The 23105-nt window shown below is 54.8% G+C and carries 19 protein-coding genes; 1 reads left to right on the forward strand and 18 read right to left on the reverse strand.

Annotated elements, in window-relative coordinates:
* Positions 1–100: 100 nt before the first annotated feature.
* The 15 genes from CFA77_RS12230 to CFA77_RS12300 form a co-directional block, all read right to left on the reverse strand.
* Positions 101–982: a TauD/TfdA family dioxygenase gene (locus tag CFA77_RS12230; RefSeq protein WP_206990937.1), complete on the reverse strand. Its 882-nt coding sequence runs from the start codon at positions 980–982 to the stop codon at positions 101–103.
* A gap of 38 nt (positions 983–1020) precedes the next feature.
* On the reverse strand, positions 1021–3267 hold the full coding sequence (locus tag CFA77_RS12235; RefSeq protein ID WP_242517346.1) for a TonB-dependent receptor: 2247 nt from the start codon (positions 3265–3267) through the stop codon (positions 1021–1023).
* A gap of 263 nt (positions 3268–3530) precedes the next feature.
* Positions 3531–4766, reverse strand: coding sequence for a CynX/NimT family MFS transporter (locus tag CFA77_RS12240; protein WP_256434929.1), 1236 nt, complete (start codon positions 4764–4766; stop codon positions 3531–3533).
* Between the two features lie 166 nt (positions 4767–4932).
* Positions 4933–5610, reverse strand: a complete 678-nt coding sequence (locus CFA77_RS12245; RefSeq protein ID WP_206990940.1) for a cysteine hydrolase family protein — start codon at positions 5608–5610, stop codon at positions 4933–4935.
* Positions 5611–6729 carry an LLM class flavin-dependent oxidoreductase gene (locus CFA77_RS12250; protein ID WP_206990941.1) on the reverse strand — a complete coding sequence of 373 codons (1119 nt, stop codon included), beginning with the start codon at positions 6727–6729 and terminating at the stop codon, positions 5611–5613.
* Positions 6730–6835: 106 nt separating this feature from the next.
* Entirely contained in the window at positions 6836–7156 is a 321-nt protein-coding gene (locus CFA77_RS12255; protein ID WP_206990942.1) for a 2Fe-2S iron-sulfur cluster-binding protein, read from the reverse strand.
* 56 nt (positions 7157–7212) lie between these two features.
* Positions 7213–8292, reverse strand: coding sequence for a TauD/TfdA family dioxygenase (locus tag CFA77_RS12260; protein ID WP_206990943.1), 1080 nt, complete (start codon positions 8290–8292; stop codon positions 7213–7215).
* A gap of 121 nt (positions 8293–8413) precedes the next feature.
* Complete coding sequence (locus tag CFA77_RS12265) at positions 8414–9247, reverse strand: oxidoreductase (protein WP_206990944.1); 834 nt, start codon at positions 9245–9247, stop codon at positions 8414–8416.
* Positions 9244–10176: a ribokinase gene (locus CFA77_RS12270; protein WP_206990945.1), complete on the reverse strand. Its 933-nt coding sequence runs from the start codon at positions 10174–10176 to the stop codon at positions 9244–9246. The genes CFA77_RS12265 and CFA77_RS12270 overlap by 4 nt, the downstream gene beginning before the upstream one ends.
* A complete protein-coding gene (locus CFA77_RS12275; RefSeq protein ID WP_242517348.1) occupies positions 10173–11468 on the reverse strand; it encodes an MFS transporter in 1296 nt (431 codons plus the stop codon). The genes CFA77_RS12270 and CFA77_RS12275 overlap by 4 nt, the downstream gene beginning before the upstream one ends.
* Positions 11465–11956, reverse strand: coding sequence for a VOC family protein (locus tag CFA77_RS12280; protein WP_206990946.1), 492 nt, complete (start codon positions 11954–11956; stop codon positions 11465–11467). Before CFA77_RS12280 ends, CFA77_RS12275 begins: the two co-directional genes overlap by 4 nt.
* Before the next feature lie 60 nt (positions 11957–12016).
* The gene (locus tag CFA77_RS12285) at positions 12017–12967 is read right to left on the reverse strand and encodes a helix-turn-helix domain-containing protein (RefSeq protein WP_206990947.1); all 951 of its coding nucleotides are present in this window, start codon (positions 12965–12967) and stop codon (positions 12017–12019) included.
* Positions 12968–13068: 101 nt separating this feature from the next.
* Positions 13069–14274 (reverse strand): aromatic ring-hydroxylating dioxygenase subunit alpha, encoded by a 1206-nt coding sequence (locus tag CFA77_RS12290; protein WP_206990948.1) that lies wholly within the window; start codon positions 14272–14274, stop codon positions 13069–13071.
* Positions 14275–14403: 129 nt separating this feature from the next.
* A complete protein-coding gene (locus CFA77_RS12295) occupies positions 14404–16662 on the reverse strand; it encodes an acetamidase/formamidase family protein (protein ID WP_242517349.1) in 2259 nt (752 codons plus the stop codon).
* Positions 16663–16936: 274 nt separating this feature from the next.
* Positions 16937–18028 carry an acetamidase/formamidase family protein gene (locus tag CFA77_RS12300; RefSeq protein WP_206990950.1) on the reverse strand — a complete coding sequence of 364 codons (1092 nt, stop codon included), beginning with the start codon at positions 18026–18028 and terminating at the stop codon, positions 16937–16939.
* Between the two features lie 281 nt (positions 18029–18309).
* Between CFA77_RS12300 and CFA77_RS12305 the strand changes: the two genes are divergently transcribed.
* On the forward strand, positions 18310–19065 hold the full coding sequence (locus tag CFA77_RS12305) for a class III extradiol ring-cleavage dioxygenase (protein ID WP_242517350.1): 756 nt from the start codon (positions 18310–18312) through the stop codon (positions 19063–19065).
* Here CFA77_RS12305 and CFA77_RS12310 read toward each other — a convergent pair.
* From CFA77_RS12310 to CFA77_RS12320, 3 genes are all read right to left on the reverse strand, one after another.
* Entirely contained in the window at positions 19062–20129 is a 1068-nt protein-coding gene (locus CFA77_RS12310; protein ID WP_206990952.1) for a bile acid:sodium symporter family protein, read from the reverse strand. The genes CFA77_RS12305 and CFA77_RS12310 overlap by 4 nt on opposite strands.
* A gap of 62 nt (positions 20130–20191) precedes the next feature.
* Entirely contained in the window at positions 20192–21538 is a 1347-nt protein-coding gene (locus CFA77_RS12315; protein WP_206990953.1) for a CynX/NimT family MFS transporter, read from the reverse strand.
* A gap of 3 nt (positions 21539–21541) precedes the next feature.
* On the reverse strand, positions 21542–22936 hold the full coding sequence (locus CFA77_RS12320; protein ID WP_242517351.1) for a peptidase M20: 1395 nt from the start codon (positions 22934–22936) through the stop codon (positions 21542–21544).
* Between the last annotated feature and the right edge of the window lie 169 nt (positions 22937–23105).

Consider the following 23105-nt stretch of genomic DNA (forward strand, 5'->3'; position numbering starts at 1 on the left):
GGTCTGGGCTGCATGGTGTGGACTGAGTCGCATTGAGCAGTTTCACGGTGGTTTTGACCGGTCTTCAAATCTCATTCGCACTACCGCGATGAGTCAGAGGTCAAACAGTTGAAGCAACTGTCTCCAGTTTTTGACTTTGAAGTGCTCCGCTGAATGGCTTGTCGCCGGCTATTGTCACCCTGTAGCCGGACCGAACCTCTGGAAAATAGTCCCACACCGCCAGATGCTGAACGGCACGATTGTCCCAGAAAGCGATCGAGTGTGGTTGCCACTGAAACCGAACCTGAAAGTTCGGGTTCTTGACATGGTCAAACAGAAACTTGAGAAGCGCGTCACTTTCCTCTGAAGGAATTCCCTCAATCCGGGTCGTGTAAGACGAATTGACGAAAATACACTTCTTTCCGGTGACAGGGTGGGTGCGGATAACCGGATGCGTCGCAACCGGGTACCCCTTATCATAGTCCTTGAACAGAGCATGATAAACCGGATTGGCATCATGTACCGCTTCAAGCCCATCGAGATAAGCCTTCATCCGATCAGACAGCGCATCATAGGCCTTGTACATGCTGGAGAACATTGTGTCTCCGCCCGTTTCCGGGATCGTATGCAAGTAGAGAATGCTTCCCAGAGGCGGCGCCTCATCAGCGCTCAGGTCAGAATGCCACCCTTCGCCGGCAACATATTTGGAATCCGCATCCGCATGAATGGCGACGATCTCCGGGTGCCCGTCAATCCCTGCAACGGCCGAATGGATAGCCAACGGTCCAAACAGCCGCCCCAGATCCTTATGGGCATCATGGCTGATGGGCTGGTCCCGGAAAAATATCACCTGAAACCGGGCCAGCGCATCGCGTAGTTCATCAGCCTGAATCGGTGACAAGGGCTTCGTCAGGTCTATGCCCTCAAGTTCTGCGCCAAGATAGGGTGTCACCCGTTTGGCCGTAAAACTACTATAGTCCTTGTCACCGTCAAAGTCTGACACGTCAGTTACCTTTCGTTTCGATTAGCACAGTGTCTGGATCAGAATTCGAAGCCAAACGTAACGAGCAGCTGGCGCGGTGGCACATACTCATTGCTAACCGTTCCGCTGGAGTATGGATCCACAAACCGGCCAGACACCCCTTCTTCATCCGCGATGTTTGTCACAGAAGCAGAAACGTACCACGGACCCTCATTCGGCTTGTATTGGAAATAGGCATTCCAGAGGCTGTAGGAAGATACATCATCGGCTCCGTCCGTATTAAAGATACGAGCTTCGTATTCACCCACATACACATTCTCGATCCGAGACGTGAGCTCTCCATGATCGCCAATCGGCTGGAACCAAGCGGCATACAGATTATACGTCAAGTCAGCCAGATTTGGTGGCGTGTTGCCATTGACTTGCACCGCAGCGGATTGGCGCGCCAGGAACCAATCGAAGGTCCAAGGATAAATCGTACCGGTCGCCTCGGCCGACGCAGCAGCGATATCCGCCAAACGACGATCCAACGCTTCGTAGTCCGCTGTAACTTCGCCGTCCAGCAAAGCCATATTACCGCCAAGCATCAGCTGGTCATCAAATGCCAGATAGCTACCTTCGAGTTCCAGACCATAAGTCTCCGCTTCAGGAATATTCCCGATGCCACCCGAATAAGGGATCGGATCCTCTTCAATGAACTGCATGTTTTCATACTGGTTGAAGAAGATGGAAGCGTTCAGTGTCGCGCGCCCATCCAGGAAAGTATTCTTCGAACCGAACTCAATCGCCTCGACGACTTCCTCATCATAGGTCGTGGACACGGTCAATGCACCAGAAGAGCCGCCGTTCAGGCCGCCCGGTTTGTACCCTCGCGACCAGCTCGCATACAGCATGGAGTCTTCAGAAAGATCATAGTCCAGCCCGACTTTCCCAGTCCAAGTCTGGGTATCGAAAGAGCTCTGAGTGGGAGTTGAGTAATAGGAAGCGCCTTCGCCCTCATATTTATCATCATTGTAGCGAGCGCCGATGGTGGCGTTCAGATTTGTCATGATTGGCACCGTCGCCTGAAAGAATGGGGCGATGGATTCCCGGTTCACCGAGGAGATGTTTTCATAAGCCAGATTACCCGGGATTGCCGATTGAGGCGTATCCTTCGGAAGTACAGGTAGAGGCGGAATGGAGGTGACCCCCAACTCACGATACTCGACCACGTATTGAGCGGAATCTGTGTTGGAGTAAAAAACACCCGCGATCCAGTCAATTGGGGCCTCCGGCAGTGAGCTGATCGTCAACTCTTCCATGAAGGTCTCGGCATCTGTCGCCCAAGTCGCAACATGGTCATATCCACCATATGTCGCAATATCCAACCGATCAGCATCGAATGACTGGTCGTGCGTCAGATCTTGATAGCTTGTCACCGACTTGAGTGTCGCGAACGGCAGTTCATAAGCAACGTTCAACGTCGCCAACTCTGAACGCAGTTTGAACTTGGCGGGGAAGTCCTGTGTTAGCTCTCGAATGTCGGGGTTTGGATCCTCGAGATTCTTCAAGGCACCACCATTATGCTTGTCATTGTAGAGCGTATAGGAAAGCGTCGTGGACAGCTTGTCTGTCGGCTCCCAAAGCCCCGCGATGCGATAGTGCTCATTGTCGGCATCATCGAGCTCATATCCGCCATCTACACTGGTGGCAGTCGCATAGCCATCATGGGACGTTTGCTGAATGGAGCCACGAATAGCTGCCGTTTCACCTATGGGGACGTTGTAAGACGCAAACCCTTGAACGTAATTGTAGTCGCCGAGCGTTGCCTTGAAGGTGCCCTTGTACTCATCAAGGGTTGGCTGCTTGGTGATAATGTTGATTGATCCGCCCGTCGAGCTTTGCCCGAACACAGTGCCTTGCGGACCTCTCAGAACCTCAATGCGGTCAACGTCGAAAAAGCCCATATTCAACGCGATTGAATTCGGCAGGAACGCACCATCTACGTGAAAGGAGACGCCCGGAATAGTTGCAAAGTTTTCTGGCGTCTGCTGACCCACTCCCCGGATTGTCACGATGCGCTCGGACCCACCACTCTTGGTGATCATCAAGCCAGGCACATAGCCATTCAATTGGCTGGGGTCCGTAATGCCAGCCTGGTCAAGAATATCACTCGTGATCGCGCTCAATGCGATTGGCGCATCCTGGAGAGTAGTTTCGCGCTTTTCTCCGTAAACGGTAATTTGGTTCATATTACGAACCGAATCGTCATCACCAGCAGCATCGTCCGCAAACGCGCTTCCACCCTGAATAAGGGCCAAACTCATTGCCGCACATGCGACGCTATACTTCAAAATGATTTTTTTGTTCCGACCCATGACATTATCCCTCAAGCTGCAGAAATCACAGAATTTGCGATACCCTACGCTATGTCCGGGTTTTGGGTCTGACTTGATTTCCAGCGCCAAAATAATTGAAAACTCTTTAAAATTGGCACTTAACACCTATTCTCTACACCCACAAACACAGCCCACCACCTCGCTGGACAGGCCGTGCAAAATGATCGAACAATGGTTATTCTTGCCGCATTCTAAACCGGTCGAGTGAACGCCTGAGAAGGCTTCAACATTCCAGGGTCGCGAAGAACCTGTATAATCAAAGCCAGCACACCAAGGGCCACCGCGAACGCAAAGAAGACGGGCGCGAACGAGCCGATTTTGTCAGCTGCCATTCCAGCTGCCAACGGGCCAAAGGCAGCAATAGACGAAATCTGGTGAGCCGCGCCTAGCAATTGTGCACCAATTACCCGCCCAAAGCAGTCCACAAGCAGAACCATGGTTGCGACAACAGTGATACCCCAGCCAGCGCCAAACATTAGTGATGACACCAGAACAAGGGCCGGGTTGGTCGCGACAGCAAACATGACGACCCCGACAGCCTGCAGCGCCATACTCAATGCCAACATGTGGCGGGACGAGAACCGCTCACAGAGCGGACCTGCCAGTCCTTTGAACGCCAGCGATACGAACGCCATGAAGCTGAGCCCCAAGGCCCCGACAGCTGGAGACAGGCCAAGAAGCTTCAAGTGGCTCACAGCAATGGAATGCACCGTCGTAACGCAGGCGAGATTGAACGTGATGGCGGCCGCTATGATCAGAAACAGAGGCCGTCCGATAGCCACTCTCCAGGATGGAATAGCCCCGTCGACTTCCTTTGCATCGTTGGGCCCGCGCGAGTTGTCAGTCCTCGCCTCGCCCCCGGATACGTCTCGGCGCTCTGTGATGAATGCTCCACCAACAAGGATGAGAACGCCGCAGATGACAGCCAGCAGCATCCAATTGAAACGCCAATTGGTCCATTCCATCATGTAGTGGCTGAGGCTGGGACCCATAATGTCTCCAATTCCTCCCAGCATGAGATAGAGACCAATCATGCGGCCAGTATGCTCCGGAAACCATTCACCGATCAGCCAGACGGCCGTGACGTTCCCGGCCAGAGAAAATCCGGCACCCGCAAGGCACATTGCCGCGAAGAACATGCCAAGCCCCTGGCTGGCGCTGGCCAGCCCAAAACCCAAGGCGACGCAGAAAAAACCGAAACAGAAAGTCAGGCGCGCGCCGATCCGCTGCAACAGGATGGCTGGCAGGAAGCTGGTCAAACCCACGGCCAACCCCAGAATCGTGAAACTCAAACCAGCGGACGTGTAAGACCAACCGAGGTCATCCGCCATGACGAACAAAACGACCCCAAGAGAAGCAAATGTACTCGCATTCAAGACAAAAAAACCGGCAACGACAACCGCAAAAATTATCCATTTTCGATACATGCCCGCTTCCCTTCAAAAAGGTGCGAGACGTCGATCAGATACGGCCTGATGCCGGACGTCCACCACGACCATACAATCGCACATGTTGGCGGCGCATTATTGACGGCATGCGAACTGATTTTTTAATCTTCGAGCAGAATGCAAAGTTGTCTCAGCAGCTGCTTTGTCAGGCCTCGTCCGAAATACCGCTCCAAGCAGAAAGAACCGACTTAGTATCTGCCAGCAAAGCGCAGTTCTTTTCGAGCGCCAACAACCCCCCGGTGTGCAGCGCATCTTCATAAGCCGCGCATGCATCAGACACCACTATCACGTTGAAATTTCGATGGAACGCCGATCGCGCGGTCTGGTCTACGCAGCAATCAGTCGTCACGCCCGCGACCAATACTGTGTCGATTTCACGTGCGCGCAATTGCTCCTCCAGATCCGTTCCATGGAAGCCATCAAACAAGACTTTCTCAATCTCGATGTCTCCGTCCTCCGGGAACAGTCGATAATAGTCGGAACCTGGCTCGTCTGCACGGCAGATTGCATGCTGGCCAGGACGTCCGCGCCGGGCATATAGATTCTTGAGGGCGGTGGAATCTGTTTCCTCCCGCGTAACCACTCGGACGAAAGCTACAGCTGCTCCTTGCACCTTGGCTACAGCACGCAATGTTTCCATCTTGTCGATGGCAGAGTTGATACCGGACATATCAACGCCCGCCATTCCGATCACGCCATCCGGCGATACGAAGTCAACCTGCACATCAATCAGCAAAAGAGCTGTTCGCGCTGGCGCAATGATCCCCTTCAAGAGGGTTGGATCGACATGCGGAAGCGCATCAACAGAAAGCGACGACGTCATCTACGCGGCCCCGGCAAGCGCAGGAAACTTCGCCCGCAATTTCGGCATAACGTGTTCAGCAAACAGAGGCATGGCAGAAATATAGTCCGGGAAGATCAGCATGAGCCCATCAATTCCCGAAACTTCCAGCAACTCACCGATTTTCTGGATAACAGTGTCTGGTGAGCCAGCCACATGAGGTGCCATAAAGGATGAGCGTGCCTTTTTCACGAAAGCATTCTCCTCGCCAATCTCTGCGTCGAGAAAGCCGTAAGCACGCATCATTCCGCGTAAGGCTTCTTCATCCAAGCCTTCCCGGTAATGCAGGGCGGTCGCCTCGGCTTCCGCGTCGGTCTCGCCCAGCACGATAGTCTGCATGGCATATGTGCGGATGTAACGCCCCATATCAGCCGCTATGCCCTTTACCTTGTTACTCGACTGCGCCAGCTTTTCAGGTACATCGCCGGAGAGAAAAATGGCGTCCATTTCATTGGCGCTGAAGCGCATGCCCACTTCCGACGAACCGGCACAAACCAAGAAAGGCTTGGTCGATGGTTTGGGGTTGGACACACAGTCCTCCAATTGAAAATAATCCCCCTGCATCGTCACCGATGGCTGGGTCCAAAGGGCCTTGATCGCCTGAATCCATTCCTTGGCGAGATCGTACCGGGCGTCGTGATCGACACCTTCCGGCCACATACCCATTTGCGAGAACTCGCCCTTGTAGGCACCGGTCACAACATTCAGGCCGGCTCGGCCTTTGGTGACCTGGTCCAACGTTGCAATCATCTTGGCCACGGTGCCCGGATTCTGAAGAATGGTATGAACCGTCGTCCAGACCTTTACCCGCTCAGTCACCTCCGCGAGTGCAGCCATTGTCACGGTCGCATCAAGCGTTGAATTCCAGTGCTCGGTTTCACCACCATAGCCGCGATACTTTGCCATAGACATGATGAAATCATATCCATGCTTCTCGGCAAGAACCGCCACCTGGCGATTGTAGGCATACGACCCATCAAGCTCTGGCTTGTTCTTCGACAAAATCCATCCGCCATTCGCAATTGGCATAAAGATGCCAAGATCCTTGCCCCCAACGTCGGACGGCAGATCGAATTTTGTTGGCACCAGTTGCTGAGACATGCTTCACTTCCCTCATTTCCTGACTGGAATATCACCCGACATTTACCCAGCATTCTTGACTATTCGCGCCTCAACTATTGATCGGCTTTCTTCAAAGCGCATTTGCTCAATCTTCTTCCGGCGCCACTTCCACTCGCAAACCTGCCAAGGCCTCGGTGATGATGATCTGGCAAGATAGCCGCGATTGCGGGCGTGCATTATCTGAAAAGTCCAGCAATTCGCGCTCGGATTCCGAGGCGGCTCCGGCAAGCTCGCTAAATTCTTCCGCCACATACACGTGACAGGTCGCGCACGCGCATGCTCCTCCGCAAATCGCAGCAATGTCCTCTACGCCCGAATTGGTGATGGCTTCCATCACACTATGTCCAGCGGTTGCGTCGATGATCGCTTCTTCTCCGGATCTTTTGACGATGCGTAGTTGCGGCATTCAGGTCATCCTCTGTTTTTAACGGCTACGCGCGGCGTTCCGATTGCTCGGATACCTCAGGATATCATTCGTGGAACAGCGGCGTCCGCAATCTTGAATTTCCCCGCATTGTCATCGTCTGCACCCTCGCGCGGCTTTTCGCGAACCTGGACAACTCCATTCTTTCCAAATCCGTCGACGACAGGTCGTCCTGCATCCCGGCTCAGCCAGAGCCGCAAAAGGTGACGCTTGCGTTGTGGTTCCGGGAAATCGAAAAATTCGGTTCGAGAATGCAAAGCGCCATAGTTGGAGAGCCACTGAATATCACCGGGGCGGAAATCCATCTCGATGGCCATGCCAGGTTCATATGTGATCTCGTCAAACAGCTCCAGCACCTCTTTCTGCGCGTCGCTCAACTGCGGGACGCCGGGATAATCCTGAGCCGTCAGAATGTACAACGAGCCCGCATACATGCTGAACACGCCTTCTTCGATGCTGATGATCGGCGAGGTATAAGTGTTCGCTGGCGCATTGTGGTCTTGCCGGCGCCAGTCCCAGTGGAATGGCTCAAGCAGAAGCGGCGCCAGGTCCGGCCGGCGTCGCAAGATCTCATTATAAATTTCGGCGCCCGAAACGAGGCAGGATGCCCCCCCGGCTTTTGCAGGCCTCAAGCACATCAGGGCCACGACATCCGAGCTGTCGGAGTGGAAGACCAGCTTGTCACGAACCTTGGACGACAGCGCGGTTGGGTCATCCATCGTCTTGTCGGAGGTTGCATAAATGTGATCCAGCAGGTCGCCCATCTCGTTTTGTCGGATCGGATCACCCATATGCAGGCCGAGAATGTAATAGATCGCAGATGAAAGTGCGTCCGAGTAGAGATGTGTTCTCAATCCACGAACGAGCACAAACCCGCGACCTGTATCTACATCACTTCCCCATTCCGCGATCGCGTCGGCACATGCTTTCAGCGGATATTCAGAGGCTTGAACGAACCGCAAGTCTGGGTCGTCTTCGACGAACTTTGCACCCAGATCCTCAAGCTCTGCGATCTGAACCGGAGACAAATGGTAGATCCAATCTTCGCCCGCCTTGATCTGGTCACCCCTCCACGCAGCGGCGCTGGTGACAGGCTCACATGTTTCCATCGTGCTCATGATGATCTCCAAACTCGGTTTACGGGGTTTTGCATCCTGGAGATGCTAGAATGAAAGAGTGAAGCGGTCTTGCCCGGTGTCACACAAATTCTTTCCGACAGTAGTGAAGGCATCGGAATTCTCACATGCCGTCTGCAGAGACGGCCAAGCTGACATTTTTGAACGCTTCGATGCCGTCACTCAAATTCGCCAAGTGACCTATAGCGTACTTATAGGCATCACTCCCCAAGACGAGCAGCGTGGGTGGAACATCCATTTCTGTCATCTCGCATATCGCATGCGCAATCTTCGTGGGGGAACTCGGTTCCTTTCCTTTGCCTTCCGTCAGAACTTCATGAGCCAAATGCGCCGTGCCATCATAGTCCGATATACTCGGCGGGGCCGAATCCAGCGATCCACCTGAAAAATCGGTGCGCATGCCACCCGGCGCCACATTGGTCACATGGATACCCAAGGGCTGGACCTCATCAGCGAGTGTCTGCCCAATACACTCCATCGCATATTTGCTGGCTCCATATATTCCAGTGCCCGCCCAGGGTGCCAGACCACTCACCGACGTGATGTTAATGATATGGCCGCTTCGATGTTGGCGCATGCCCGGCAGCACCGCCTGGATCATGGCAACCGCGCCGAGCACGTTGACCTCGAACAGGGCCTTGATCTTGTCCAGCGGCGTCTCCTCGATCGCACCGGTGAGCCCATAGCCCGCATTGTTCACGAGCACGTCGATTTGGCCAAAACGCTTCTCGACCTCGTTGATCGTTTCACGGATGTCGTCAAAGTGTGTGACGTCCAGAAAAATCGGCACGGCAAGTTGCGGATCAGTCTCCGCGAAGGTTTGCGCATCGCGTTCGGACCGCACTGTGCCGACAACCCGATCTCCGCGTTGCAGGACTGTCTCAGCCAGGTCTTTTCCCAAACCTTTTCCCACGCCTGTTATTAGCCAGGTTTTCATCCTGATACCTCCGCTGCGGTCATTTCAAAAATCGCAAGCTCAACGTCTTCCAGACTTGGCATTGATGCAGCTGCGCCGTTCTTTTCCACAGACAAGGACGCTGCAACCGAGGCGAAGTAGATCGCTTGGTCAAGTTCAGCCCCCGTTGCCAATCGCGCACAGAGCGCGCCACAAAAGCAATCGCCCGACCCCGTTGTGTCGCGAACCTTCGTGAGGCGAGCCGGTGTGAAGTCGAGCCCATCCTGGGTGATAGCCAAAGCACCGGCAGCACCACAGGTGAGAACAATGACCTGGTTTTCGTGAGCAATAAGCTCTCTCGCAAGCATTGTAATATCCTCGACATCTTCTGGCAGGACCTCTCTTCCGGCGTAGAAGGCCAACTCGGATTCATTCAGGATAAGGATGTCTGTTAGCGGGAAAAGGGAATCCCGGGCTTCAGCCACGGCTGGGGCGGCGTTTAGTACTGTAATTGTTCCCCGGTCCCGGTGTGTCCGGAAAAAGTCTACGGTCGAAGCGATAGGCGTTTCCAGTTGGGCAAGCGCAACTCGGCTTGGCTCAACTGGCTCAGCCATTAGGCTTAAACGATCATTTGCGCCAGCATGTACGATGATGAGATTTTCGCCGGCCTGATCAACGCATACATAGGCGCGTCCACTCGCTTCACCGGCAATGACTTCTACGTCTGCAGGCGTCACCGCGTGTGCGGCCAATTGCGCAGTAAGCCATTCGCCATCCTCGTCGTTGCCCACACAGGCGCGAAACCTCAAATCGGCGCCCGTTCGGGCGGCGCTCACCGCTTGGTTGGCGCCCTTGCCGCCAAGATACCGCTCAGATTGTGTCGCGTGCACAGTTTCACCTGGTCGCGGAAGGTCATGCACTCGCAAAACTATGTCCAAATTCACGCTTCCAAGAATGTCGAGTTTGCTCATGACGCAGATGCCTCCAGTGATGCGGAGGGTCGCTGTATCTCAAACGCAGGCAGTAAAAGGATAAGCGCGGCCCCGATGGCCAACAGAACAGACAGCACCCACACCGACGCCTCGTAACTGCCCGTCACGTCGAATCCCACATCCATAAGGACTGGTGCGCCACCCTGAAATATAATGACCACGGAGTAGTACACGCCGATGATCATACCGAAGGCTTTGAGACCAAAGTATCGAGACACAAAATAGGACAGACATCCGAACTCTGCGCCAAGACCAACTCCCATCAAGGCCGCCCCAAAATATATCACAACCATGGACTGGCTGAACTGAAAGCAAAGAAGGCCCAGTATAGCGGCCGCGAACATGGGTACCGCGACAATTGGCGTGTAGAATTTATCGAGCAGATATCCCGTCACCACCTGCCATCCCGCTGTGACCAGCGCGAAGATGCTGATTGCAAGAGTGGCCTGCTGGATAACGATACCTCGATCCATGAGCATCGGAACCACATGGGTAAAGATGGCAGTCATACAGCCCGCTCCGAGCGCGACTGCCGCCATCAAAATCCAGAATGTCCGAGTTGAAGTTGCCTCTGCGAGATTGACGCCGGGCAGAGGAGCCGCAGGGATGTCCGGCACATCAAGCTGTCGCTCGCGGAGCTTGATTTCCTCGACCCTCCCAGGCGCATCCCTCAGCAAGGCGAGAAGCGTTGGAAAGCCCAGGCAGAATACGATCAAACCGATGCCAATGTATGCGCCGCGCCACCCGAACTGGACCAGCATCAGACCAGCCGCGATGGGCATGAAAGTTGATCCGATGCCGTTGCCGAATCCCGCGGCTACGCCGAGCATCAGCCCCCGCTTCTCATCGAACCATTCGGATATGACTTTGGAATAGGCTGGTGTGGATGGGATTGCTCCAGCCGCTCCTACGATGGCAAACAACAAGTAGAATTGGACCACTGAACCATCGGCCAGAGCCAAACCCGCAATCGCCGGAGCGAAAAGCGCGTTTCCAACAAGAATAACTCGGCGAGATCCCCAACGATCCGACAGCCGACCAGCCAAGGGGTAGATGATAGCGGACATCACCGCAGTTAGAAGCAGCACGCCCGACACCACTGCCCGTGGCCATCCGAATTCTGTTGAAATAGGGATCAGGAACAGGCTGAAGACGGCACTGATGGCGGGAGTGGTGCTGACAATGTTGCCGACAGTTGCAGCTACAACCACTCCTGCCCGGCTAGCACCTTCCGGTTTCCCGGCCACATCCGCTCCCATCACTTCGGTCACTCGCTCGTATAGCCTTCCGGAATAACGGGATCGACGCCACCTTTCCTCCACAGGATGATTTCGTTCCCCCAAGGATCACGGAATGCGTCATTGAAACCATTAAACTCTTTCCAGTAATGGTTCCGCCACAGAACTTCCGCTCCATGCTCAACTGCGGCGGTCATGATCCTGTCGACAGAGTCGTCTTCGCTCACTAACACCCACAGGCGGGATGACCTCGCAAACGGAGACAAGGTGCGCGAATCCACGCCAGCGGGGTCAGGATTCGGGCGCAAGTTTGCGACATCCCCAATTCCGATATGCAGGTTCCCGATCTCACTGTCAGATCCGTCGGGGTTTTTGAAGTTCCCGCCTGGCACCATGCGGCAGAACTGGCCATCCATTCGAACATCGTCTTCCCAGCCCATGACAGTTGCATAGAATTTTCCGGCCTTGACCGGATCGTCAGACATGAGGTCGACGAAAATCAGAGTGTTCGGAGAAGTCATATATAATCCCTATACTTACTTTCACGCGCCCTTCCGGGACGCCATCTGCTGAAGCCAAACTTAAAGGCGGTCTTTCGACAGCTCTTGATACTGCCCCCACAATTTGTTGACCTTCATTTCATCCTCGATCTGGTTCGCCAGACCGGAACGGCGATGTTCTCGTGGCGACAGCCCGAAATGGTCGCGGAAGCTCCGGCTGAAATGTGCCGAACTGCTGAACCCCCAGCGGTATGCAACTTCCGAAATGGATTCCTGCGCATGCAGCGGGCTGATCAGGTCGGCATGACAGCGCTCCAGTCGCCTCTTCTTGAGGTAGCCGCTAAAACTCCGATTATCAGCGGCAAACAGACGCTGCAGATACCGTGGTGAAACGCCGACTTCGTCTGCCGCCTTTGCGATTGTCAGATCGGGGTCCCATATTAACGTTTCCAGCGTCTGTTGGATTCTGTGCAAATGGGCAGCGCGTGCACCTTCCGCACCACCCAACGAACGTTTTCCGGCAACACCGAGTAGTTTGCTGGACAACATCTCGATCAGGGAAAGCTCGACCGGTCGAAGATCTTGCGTGGAGATATCTCCAATCTCATCGGCCAGTATGTGAAGTATGCTGATCAGCATACGTCCAACTCCGGAGTTGCCGTCGAGCGTGCCAGCTTGATAATGGGTCGGTGCAATCAATCGTCCGCCCAGCGCCACGGCGGGAATTCGGACGAATAGTATCGCGTTGTTTTCACTCACTTCCAGGCGGGAATCATGACGTGTCGCGCCAAAGACGATCATCTTGTTGTCAACATTCACCGAGAACTTGCCTGCGCTGAACCTTGCATCCCCCTTCAAAAGGACGAGCAGCCAGAGGCCCTCGCCCTGCTCAAGTTCCCGACCATCAATCACCTGACGACCAGACTCAATCCAGGCGAACTGCAGACCCATGGTGGAGGTCTGAATAATCATCTGTCCGTCAACGGGCTGGCCAGCGGGATCAGACACAAATGGCAACCGCAATCTACGCATTGCATTCGCCCAAGCTGCATTTCTGTCAGCTGGCGGAACCGACCGCGTATTAAATCTCCAGGTGGTTGGATGCTCGGGCGGCCTCACGTGATCGGCCTACTCTACTCTGCCGCAATGCTGGCATCATCCGTCGGCTCAGCGCGGCGGTTCCATTCCGAAACATACCGGTCAACGAGCCATTCATTGAATTGCGCTTGCGCTCCTTCCTGCCAAGAGTAGCGCCCCCGTTTGGCAAAGCGCGACCGCAGTCCGAGCTGGACCATTTCGTCAACATGCCAATCCTGAGCAATAATATGGGATGTCGAATTCATGATCATCTCCATCTTGTGCTCATAGGCTTCGTCTTCCATGGCCCCAGGCGCAACAAGCACGCCCGTGTCCATGTAATGCGTTTCCGGGCTGTCAGGACGAATGATCAGATAGATCACCATGTCGCTTGTCATCACGAGCGACAGGCTCGGTGGGATGTTCGCAAACGTCATCCGCTGGCGCGCCTCGTCAGAGAGGCCAGGGAATACGGGCAAGACAGCCTTCTGAGTCGGATTGAAGCTCGCATCCGGATGGAGCGTACCATTGAACCTCAGATAACCTGCCGCTCCCTCCGGTGCGTCCGGAAAGCTTGCACGCTCGGAAGGTACAAAGTCATGCAGGGGTCCATGATGCAACCGGCTGGCGTGATAACCGTCATTGTTATTCTCGAACATGACTTTCCAATTCCACATCAGGCGTGGTGCCGGATCCGGGCGCGGACCTTCAGCACTGGCAAGGTCATATCCCTTGATTGCCTCCTGCACGTGGACCAATCGAGGGGCTAGCGGCGCTGCATCCTGATCAAAATTGATAAAGATGAAACCTTCCCAGACCTCAACCTTGAAGTTCGGGAGCCCATTCGCCTTGCGATCAAACTCGCACGTCTTGTTCATTGCAGGGGCGCCCACAAGGTCACCGTCAAGCGAATAGCTCCAATGGTGATAAGGACACACGAACCCGCGCGCATTCCCGCTCCCCTCGGCCACGAGCATGGCGCGGTGCTGGCATACCGATGACATGGCCCTCAACTCACCCTTGCGATTCCGCGCAACAACGATCGGCTCATTCACGGTCGAAGTCGTGAAATAGTCACCGGGCTCCGAAACCCACTCTTCCCGACCAACACACAGCCAATCGTGCGTGAAGAGCGCCTCCTTCTCGAATTCGTAAAAATTGGCGTCGGTGTAGCATTCAGGTGGCAATGTTTCGGCTTCCAGCACGTCCTGTTTGGATGTCGCCAGGGACTGGATGAATTGCTCGGTGATGGTGATCGGCATTGTCCGGTCCTTCCTGCTTCTGTCAGCTTCAATCTGTCATTCACAGCGTGCACATTCTTGTCTCTGCGCGCACAACATGTTTCCCGGCAGCCTTTTTAAGGGAAACATCGGGAGAACATCGCGCTCAAATCACGCAGTGAACAACTCTTTCCGGATGATCGCGTGAACGCCCCAGTTTCCGTTGACGACTTGTGTGATACCGAAATCGACACCAACAGAGAGCAGCGAGATCGCTTCGTCCTCGTCGAGGTCGCGAGCCGTCATCAGAAACCGCCGCGCCTTGCGGAAGGCGTCCCTCATCGCGAGGTCGATCGAGGACTTTTTATAGATATCGCTCTGCGCCGAAGAACCGAGTTCCTTCAGATAATTCGGATGGCTGAACCCGAAGATCACCCATGCATCGGAAGTTTCCAACAGCGGATAATCAAGATCGCGGATATGCCCCATCTTCTCGCTCGCGCGATGCAGGATCGGCTGTATCAAGGCAGTCATCGAACACTCAATTGCCGTACCGCAAAGTTCTGAGTCACCTTGCGATGCATGCGGGTCGCCAAGCGAAAGAAGCGCACCAGGCACTCCAACGGGCAGGAACAGGCTGGATCCCGGAGCAATTCGCCAATTGTCGAGATTTCCGCCAAAATTTCCTGGCGGGATCGAATCCACGAGCTTCGTCTGCGGCGGTGCCAACCCGATTACCCCGAAATGAGGACGTACCGGTATTTCGATGTTCCGTAATACATCATAGTTCTTTTCGATCGTGCTGGTGTCCACCGGCAGGCCTGGGTAGTCATACAATTCGTGCACTACCCCGAAGGGATCAGTCTGAGGGGTCCAGCGATAATTATAGACCGCGCGAGCGCACGAACGGCCCATCTCACTTTCGACTTCATAAATTGTGATCACTTCTCGCTGTTTTGGCTCGGTCAGCAGGTCATTGTACTGAAATCCCCAATACGCCGCCGCGTTGCTCCCGAAAGACTGCCCGGAATATTTCGGATTGGCACTCGTTCTCGGCTTCAGTTCCAGGATACGGATTTCAACAATGTCGTTGGGTTCTGCGCCGGCAATCTCGATTGGACCGGTACAGATATGGACGCCAAACCCCTCACCAGCACCGCGGCCTGTCGACGAAGAGGAGTCGAGTGCGCCAGCGCCCCGGCGATTGACGGTTTTGCCCTCCGCAGTCCAGCGATAGATGTCCTCAACCGCCTGATCACCCTTCACCATGCGATCATGATCATCATTGGCGTGATGCGTGAGTGTCTCGACCGTCACATAGTCACCGGATTCCACCGTGAGGACCGGCTTGAGTGAGCTGCTGAAATGGCCCCAATGGATCGTATCCGGTGTAACGGGCAGATAATGGTGTCGCGCGCCGCGCTTTACGGGCACAGGCGCAACAGTCCCTATCTCACCAGACTCATCATCGGCATCGCGAAAGTCATCTGTTTGTTCCGGCTCTTCGGGCTCAATCACCTGATCCTTCGCCGTAGGGGGCCGCCCGCGCTGCAGCACTTCGGATTCTGATTCGTCGCCCGGCGGCATCCGGCGATACTCCCGCGGACTCATACCGTACTGTTCGCGGAATGCCCGACTGAATGAGGCACTGTCATTGAAGCCCCATTGGAACAGGATATCCGAAATCGATCTCTGCGCGTGCAAAGGGCTTCTGAGGTCGAGTCGGCATCTCTCCAATCGCCGCAATTTTACGAAATGCCCGAAACTGTCTCCAACGGATTCAAACAGCTTTTGTAGATAACGTGGGGAGATATTGTGCTCTTTGGCAATCTGATGAAGGTTCAACTCAGGATCGCTCAATCTCATCTCGATGGTTTGGAATATACGCTCCAGCAAAGCTGCCCGAACACCAGCAGCCCCGCCAAGTTCCTTGGTCGAGGCCTCGCTCATCAAGGCCGTAGAAATGAACTCTGGCAGCGCAACCTCAGTCGGACGCATCTGGTCGTCATCAACATCCGTGATCGTGTCCGCAACAGAGCGCAACAGGCCTGACAGCATGCGGCCAACTCCAGCTTCGGATACCAAATTCGAAATATCTGCTTGAGGCTTGGACCTTATCCTCAGCGCCGGATGAGAGACCGGGATCTGTACCATCAAAAACCGGTTGTCACGCTTGAAATCGAGCGACACGTCCAGATCACCGACCCCATACACAACATCGCCCTCGGAGACTTCAATCGTTGTGGTATCAGTCTTGGCGACGAGATCGCCCTCCAGCAGCATTATGAGCCAGAACTGGGATGGGCCTTGCGATAGATCGAGTCTTATCCGGTGCTGGGTGGAGGTGATCCGGACAAATGTAAAATCCTGGGCACTACGAAAGCTTACCAGTTCACCGTAGAGCTCACCCTCATGCGCAAGCAACTCCATCGAAAATCGCTGTAGCGCGAAGTGCCAGGCATCCTTTCTCTGCTCTTTTGGATATGCGTTGGTTGTAAACTGCACAGATTGGCTCCGATCGGATTATGGCACCCAGCCATCAACATCTTTGATCCTCAGTTTGCCGTACCGTCGGTCAACGCATCCCGCCCATGCCGATCCGGTTGACGACTGCGACTGCCTAAAAGTCGAGCAGTCCTGATCAAGCCTCGCCTGAATACTGCGTTCAACTGGATAAAATCGTCATAAATCAATGACGTCCAATCTAGTCGATATCTTTGACAACACCTTTTTCAGGGAAGATGCCACGGTCAATCTTGACGTGAATTCCTTGCGTGCCGTCCACGACTTGGGTGACCCCAAAATCGGTCGCGACACTCATCAGAGAATAGGCATCATTTCGACTAAGCTCCTGATGCTCAGTGAGCAGATGAAGCATGTCCAATGAGGCATTCTTCATTGCCTGGTTCAGGTCTTCGTCAAACCCATGGACAATCCAGTGATCCGGGGTTTCAAGAAGCGGCGAAGGAAACTTGAAGTCCTTTCGGAGTACGATCTGGAACAGCACGTCGAGGGAAGCTTCAATTGCCGTGCCGCTGATCTCACCATCGCCCTGGCTGACATGGGGATCACCGATCGAAAACAGCCCGCCCTTCACCTGCACAGGATAATACATCGTGGCGCCGGCTCCGATGCGCCAGTTGTCGATGTTTCCCCCATGCAGGCCCGGTGGAATTGTGCTGATACGCTCGTCAATGGCGGGCGCGACTCCCGCAGTTCCCAAATGCGGCCTTGCCGGCACGCGGACGCCAACCAAAGCAGGTTCGCGGTCACACTCAGGACAATGTGTAACGGTCCCGGGGATCAGATATTTTCCTTCGAAATCATAGGCATAGAGCGCGTGAGCCGTGTTCGCATTCGGATCAAGCTCATAGATGGTCACGCGCTCCTTCTCATCGAACTCCTGATAGAGGTGGCCCCAGTTCGCAGCGAGGTTGGATCCGTAATTGCAGCGGGGAACCATACGGAAGTAGCGCACTTCCAGCATGTCACCTGGTTCGGCACCTTCTACATAGATCGGACCGGTCATGATATGGACACCCGGCGCACGATCTTCGGGTTGAACACCCTCCCAGATTGCCTTGACAGTCTCATCCATCATCAGTTCCGGAGCATCCCCGGCATGGTGCGTGATCGCTTCAGCCTGAATGAGATCGCCACTTTTAACGCGGAGCGCTGGCTTGATGTTGGGGTGGAAGTATCCCCAGTGCACGGTTTCCGGTGTCGCTTTCAAATGGTGCAGATTTTCCGGCTGAACCTTGATCTTGCTTGTTCGTGTCTCTTCCACCAACGCCATAACTTACTCCTTGAACCAAATCGCCTACCGGTTGGATCAGAGTTCAAGCCCGCTATTTGGTCTTGTTCATATGCGCCCAACTAGTTGCGGCACTGGTTTCGAGCTCACACATGATTGGCCCCGGCGCGGACAAGTTTGCGGACGCGAGAAAGCAAGACACCCGGCAGCCACATGCACTAAAGACACCATGTATCGATCAGCATCGGGAATAGAAAATGACTGCTTCCTCCACGAAAATGCCCACCCTGTTCATTCCACATGGAGGTGGCCCATGCTTTTTCATGGACTGGACACTGATGGGCGGACCGGTCGATACGTGGGACAAGACAGCCGAATGGCTGAAAAGCATACCATCCAGCCTGCCCGAGAAACCAAAAGCCCTTTTGGTTGTATCAGCCCATTGGGAGGAACAGGAGTTCACCGTCTCCACGGCCGCCTCGCCAGACATGATTTACGACTATTCCGGGTTTCCGGCTCACACTTATGAGCTCAACTATCCTGCTCCGGGCGCACCGGATCTCGCAAATCGCGTTCAGGAATTGATGGTGGAGCAAGGCCTTGATGCGCCCTTGAAAAGTTCCCGGGGCTATGATCATGGCGTATTCGTGCCGCTATTGGTTGCATTCCCTGATGCCGACATTCCGATATTGACCCTGTCACTCACCCGCGACCTCTCTCCGGAAAAACATCTGAAGGTCGGCAAGGCAATCAGCCAATTGAGAGAAGAAGGCGTCCTCATCATCGGCAGCGGCATGAGCTATCATAATATGCGCGCCTTCCGGACACCCATGGCCACCGCACCGTCTGCTGAATTCGACGCATGGCTGACAGATGTCCTCGAAACAGGTGATCTTGAAGAACGCTGGGTCAAGCTCAGCCGATGGCTGGACGCACCTCAGGGCCGGAACTCGCATCCTCGGGAAGAGCACTTGCTTCCACTCATGGTCGCAGCTGGCGCGGGCCATGACGAGACAGGCCGGAAAGTCTTTTCAGACAATGTCATGAACTCGACCGTATCGGCTTTTCAGTTCGGCTAGGCGCTCGCCTCGCCGAGCACCTCTGTCTCTTCGGGTATTTCAGTCCGCTCGCCATAGCGCCGCGCGATCATGGCGCATACGATCAACTGCATCTGATGGAATATCATCAAGGGCAGTATGATGACGCCAACTTGGGCTGGGGCAAACAATGCCGCAGCCATCGGTACGCCGCTTGCGAGACTCTTCTTCGATCCGCACATGACCAAGGTGATCTCGTCCGACTTGTTCAGCCTGGCCACTTGCGCCGCCTTGCGCGTCAGGAACAACACCACTGAGAGCACCAGTGCGCTCAGGAAGAGGATCGTAACAATATCAAATCCCGATACGCGCAACCAAATTCCATCTACGACGGCCGCGCTGAATGCAGTGTAGACAACGAGCAGGATCGCGCCACGATCGAGCTTTGAAAGAACGCCCTTGTTCCGGTCAATCCATGCGCCGATGAGGGGCCTGCTGAGATGGCCGACAAGGAAGGGGGCCAGCAGGGTCAATATGATGGACTGCATCACCCCCAACAGATCTCCCCCACCCGACTGAAGCTCAGACCGCATCAGGAGGCCCGCCAGAAGCGGCGTGATGAACACGCCAAGCATGTTCGACAGTGATGCCGTGCAAACTGCTGCTGCTACATTTCCTCTGGCCATGGAGGTGAATGCGATCGAGGACTGGACCGTGGAGGGCAATATGGTGAGGAACAGGAAACCCATCTTCACTGTAGGGCTCACCAGAGAATTAGGCAGTGTGCTCACTAGCAGACCGAGCGCCGGAAACAGAAGAAAGGTGCTCATCAGAACGAGTGTGTGGAGTCTCCAGGCACCAATACCCCCGAGGATGGCTGCGCGAGACAGCTTTGCACCGTGCATGAAGAACAACAGGAATATGGCTACTTTGGTCAACCACTCGAAGCCGACCGCCGCATCTCCACGACATGGCAAAATGCTCGCCGTAACTACCACGGACAGCAGCACAAGTGCGTACGGATCTGGCCTCAGCCACTTAGTCCAGGTTGTTTTCGGCGAAACTGACTTTTGACTGGCCAAATTGGGTACGCGATCTGACGGCATGGCAGACTCCATCGGAGGAAATTGAAATCGAGGCTTGATCGAAGCTGGTCAGCTTATTGAGATTACTCAGCCATCTGCCCGTACTTGATGTCAGCGTCGCCAACTGGGTCGCCTTCAGTAGAGGACAGATCCTCAAGATAAGGCGGCTTCATGAAAAGCACGACCATGAAGACGCCGGCTGACAGAACTGACAGCAATATGAAGATGAGGGAGAAGCTTCCCGAAACGTCGCGGATTACGCCTCCGATCAGAGGTCCGAGCGCCGAGATCGCACCGGTGACACACATGGCGGAGAACAGTTCGAGATTGTACTTGCGACCAAAATAGTTGAGCAGCAGCACCGTGCACGCGAGCTGCGTCGTACCGAAACCAATACCCGTGCCTACCGCGTAAAACAGCAGCATGACATGATCTGTTGTGAGCGCGAGCACAGCGCAACCAATCATCGTCGCAAATAACGCAAAGCTCACAAGATGCTTGGGATCGAAGATATCCCCCAGAACACCGGAAAATGCCCGGATCAAAACCGCGATCAACGCCTCGATGCTCAACATGCCTGCGGCAACAGTCTCGGAAACACCGCGCTCAACCAAATGGCCCACCGAGAGGCTGGTTACCGTCACCAGGCACATCATGTTCAGGCAATATGCGGCGGCAAGAATCTTGAACTGCGTCGTCCGCATCGCAGCTTTAGTCGTCCAGTCCACAGTCGTCCGGTAAATATGGCGACTGCTCCGTGTCGGAGGCAGTTCGACTTGGTCAGGCATGACGGTCGGTGCCGCCGCTTCAGCCTCTGCTGCGACGAGTTCCTCACGTGCGGGCCGAGTGAATCTGCGCTCCAAACCAACGATGATCGCGCACAAAACAGCCGCAGCCAGTAGTGCGATTGCCTGATATTCCCAATAATTCCGCCACGTCTGACCTTCAAGAGCCAATACGCCAAGTACCATCAATGGCCCGACCACCGTCCCTATTCCGCTGATCGTCGCCGCCACGCCGAGCGCGGTCGATTGCCGCTGGAACAGTCGGCTCACAAGGAAGGTTGTCGGGATGGACGCCATCATGGGGTAGGCCAAACCGCAGATTGCTGCCGCAATATAGTACTGAGGCAGGCTCTCCACTCCATGCAGAAGGTACAAACCGATGCAGGCCAGAACACCACCAATCAGGATTGTGTTCCGCACCCCCACCCGGCGGATGAGAAATGGCGGCACAGATGACGCGACGCCGGTAACTGCACCGAGCACCGTAAATCCAAACCCAGCCTGCGCCCAGCTCCATTCCAGATCCATCACCATAAATGGGAGGACCACGCCGAGTGAAGAATATGTCGCCGCGGCCAGCAAAAGCTCAAGCGAACTCATTGCCAGCAATTGGCTGCCTGCCTTGAAAGGAATTCTTGCATTCATGGGTCAGGATACTCCAGCGGACGAAAATGGGTTGTCGCCATAGACATCGGAACCGCTCAGCGGCTTTTTATTTTCGGATGTGGGCGCACGCCCACAAATCGACAGCGCGGTCAGCGCATAGATCAAAGTGCTTTTGACCATGTCCTCTGGCGTCGGACGCCAGCGTGGAAAGCCGGTTGTGACGGCGGGAATGCGGTTCATGTTGAAGACGTTGTGGTCGCGCCACATGCTCGAATAAACAGGATGCGCGAGCTTCAGAGGCTCGCCCAGTGTATGCCGGGTCGCAGCATCAACAGCCGAAACGAGCGGGGACACGCGTTCTTCATCGGCAGCAAATCCGTGCCGGACCACGACTGGCTCCAGGCCGAACTCACCTATGCCTTGGCGTCTCAAATGACTCTCAAGGCTTCTATGGACCTGCCCGATTTCTACATGCGGCGGCAAACCGACTTCAAGATAGAGTGAGCAAATTTCCGTTCCGGCCCCGAACGCATATGGAACGCCACCACGGACAGAGGAGATTTGCGTCTTGGGTTTGGCCACACCGCCAGACGACGTGTAGATGTTCTCCTGCTCATAAGTGCGCCCCCAGTCCAAAATCGACTGGATGGTGTCACCGAGACGATAGATCGGGTTGGGGTGATCAGCGGCCTTTTCTGGGCTTTCGAGAAGTGGTGTGAACACGCCTTCGCCAAATAGCTGGATGCGGAATACGGCATAACCGCATGCAACCCACGTCAACCCGAAGTCACACCCCTCGGCCGCGATCGCATAATCGGGTGACACACCGCCATGATAGAACGCGTAGTGCGTGCCGATTTCCTTGCCCATATACTGTACGCCGCGAGCCTCCTCGATCGGCTCAGGACCGATCTCGCCGGGAGATGCGGTAAGGTACAGCCGTCCCGACAGATCAATACCGCAGGATTTCAGCGCCTTTGCGGCCATAAGGAAGCACACCATCGGCCCGCGATCATTCGAGATTGGGTAGCCGTGGAATGCCCCATCCTGTAGCCAGCACTGGTTCCATTCCGGGTTCGCCAGCGTTTCAGGACGGAACTTGTGGGCGTCCAGATCCGCATTCCAGGTCGGACTTTCAGTATCAAGGTGGGCTGTGTAGAGGAGGCTCTTTCCGTCACCCTTGCCGCCATAAGTCGCGATAACATTCGGCCGTTCAGGCGTTGCGCCAACTTTTCGCGGTGCAAAACCTTCTGTTTGCAACCAATTGAACACAAACTCTGCAGCTGATGCCTCGCTCATGGATGGGCTATCAATGTTCCCAAGGGCAAGTGCGGTCTGGGTTAGCTCTTCGATATCAATAGCTGCGGATAGTGCGGCGCACTCTTCTTCGCTGACCACGTAGTTTACGGGCGGAAGATTGTCGAATGTTTCACTCAAGGCCGGCCCAACTGTTCATGATCTGCTTTCGAATTGTCACTAGCTGAGCATTGAAGGGAGCATTCTTGCGCCTCACAAGTCTTGATTACCGCCGCACGGATTGTTGCAGCAGACACGCAAGAAAAGCGAGCACTGGCTATTACGCTTGAACTCAGAGTAACAACGAGCA

It is taken from the genome of Hyphomonas sp. KY3 (genome assembly GCF_017309975.1).
Lineage (GTDB): Bacteria > Pseudomonadota > Alphaproteobacteria > Caulobacterales > Hyphomonadaceae > Hyphomonas.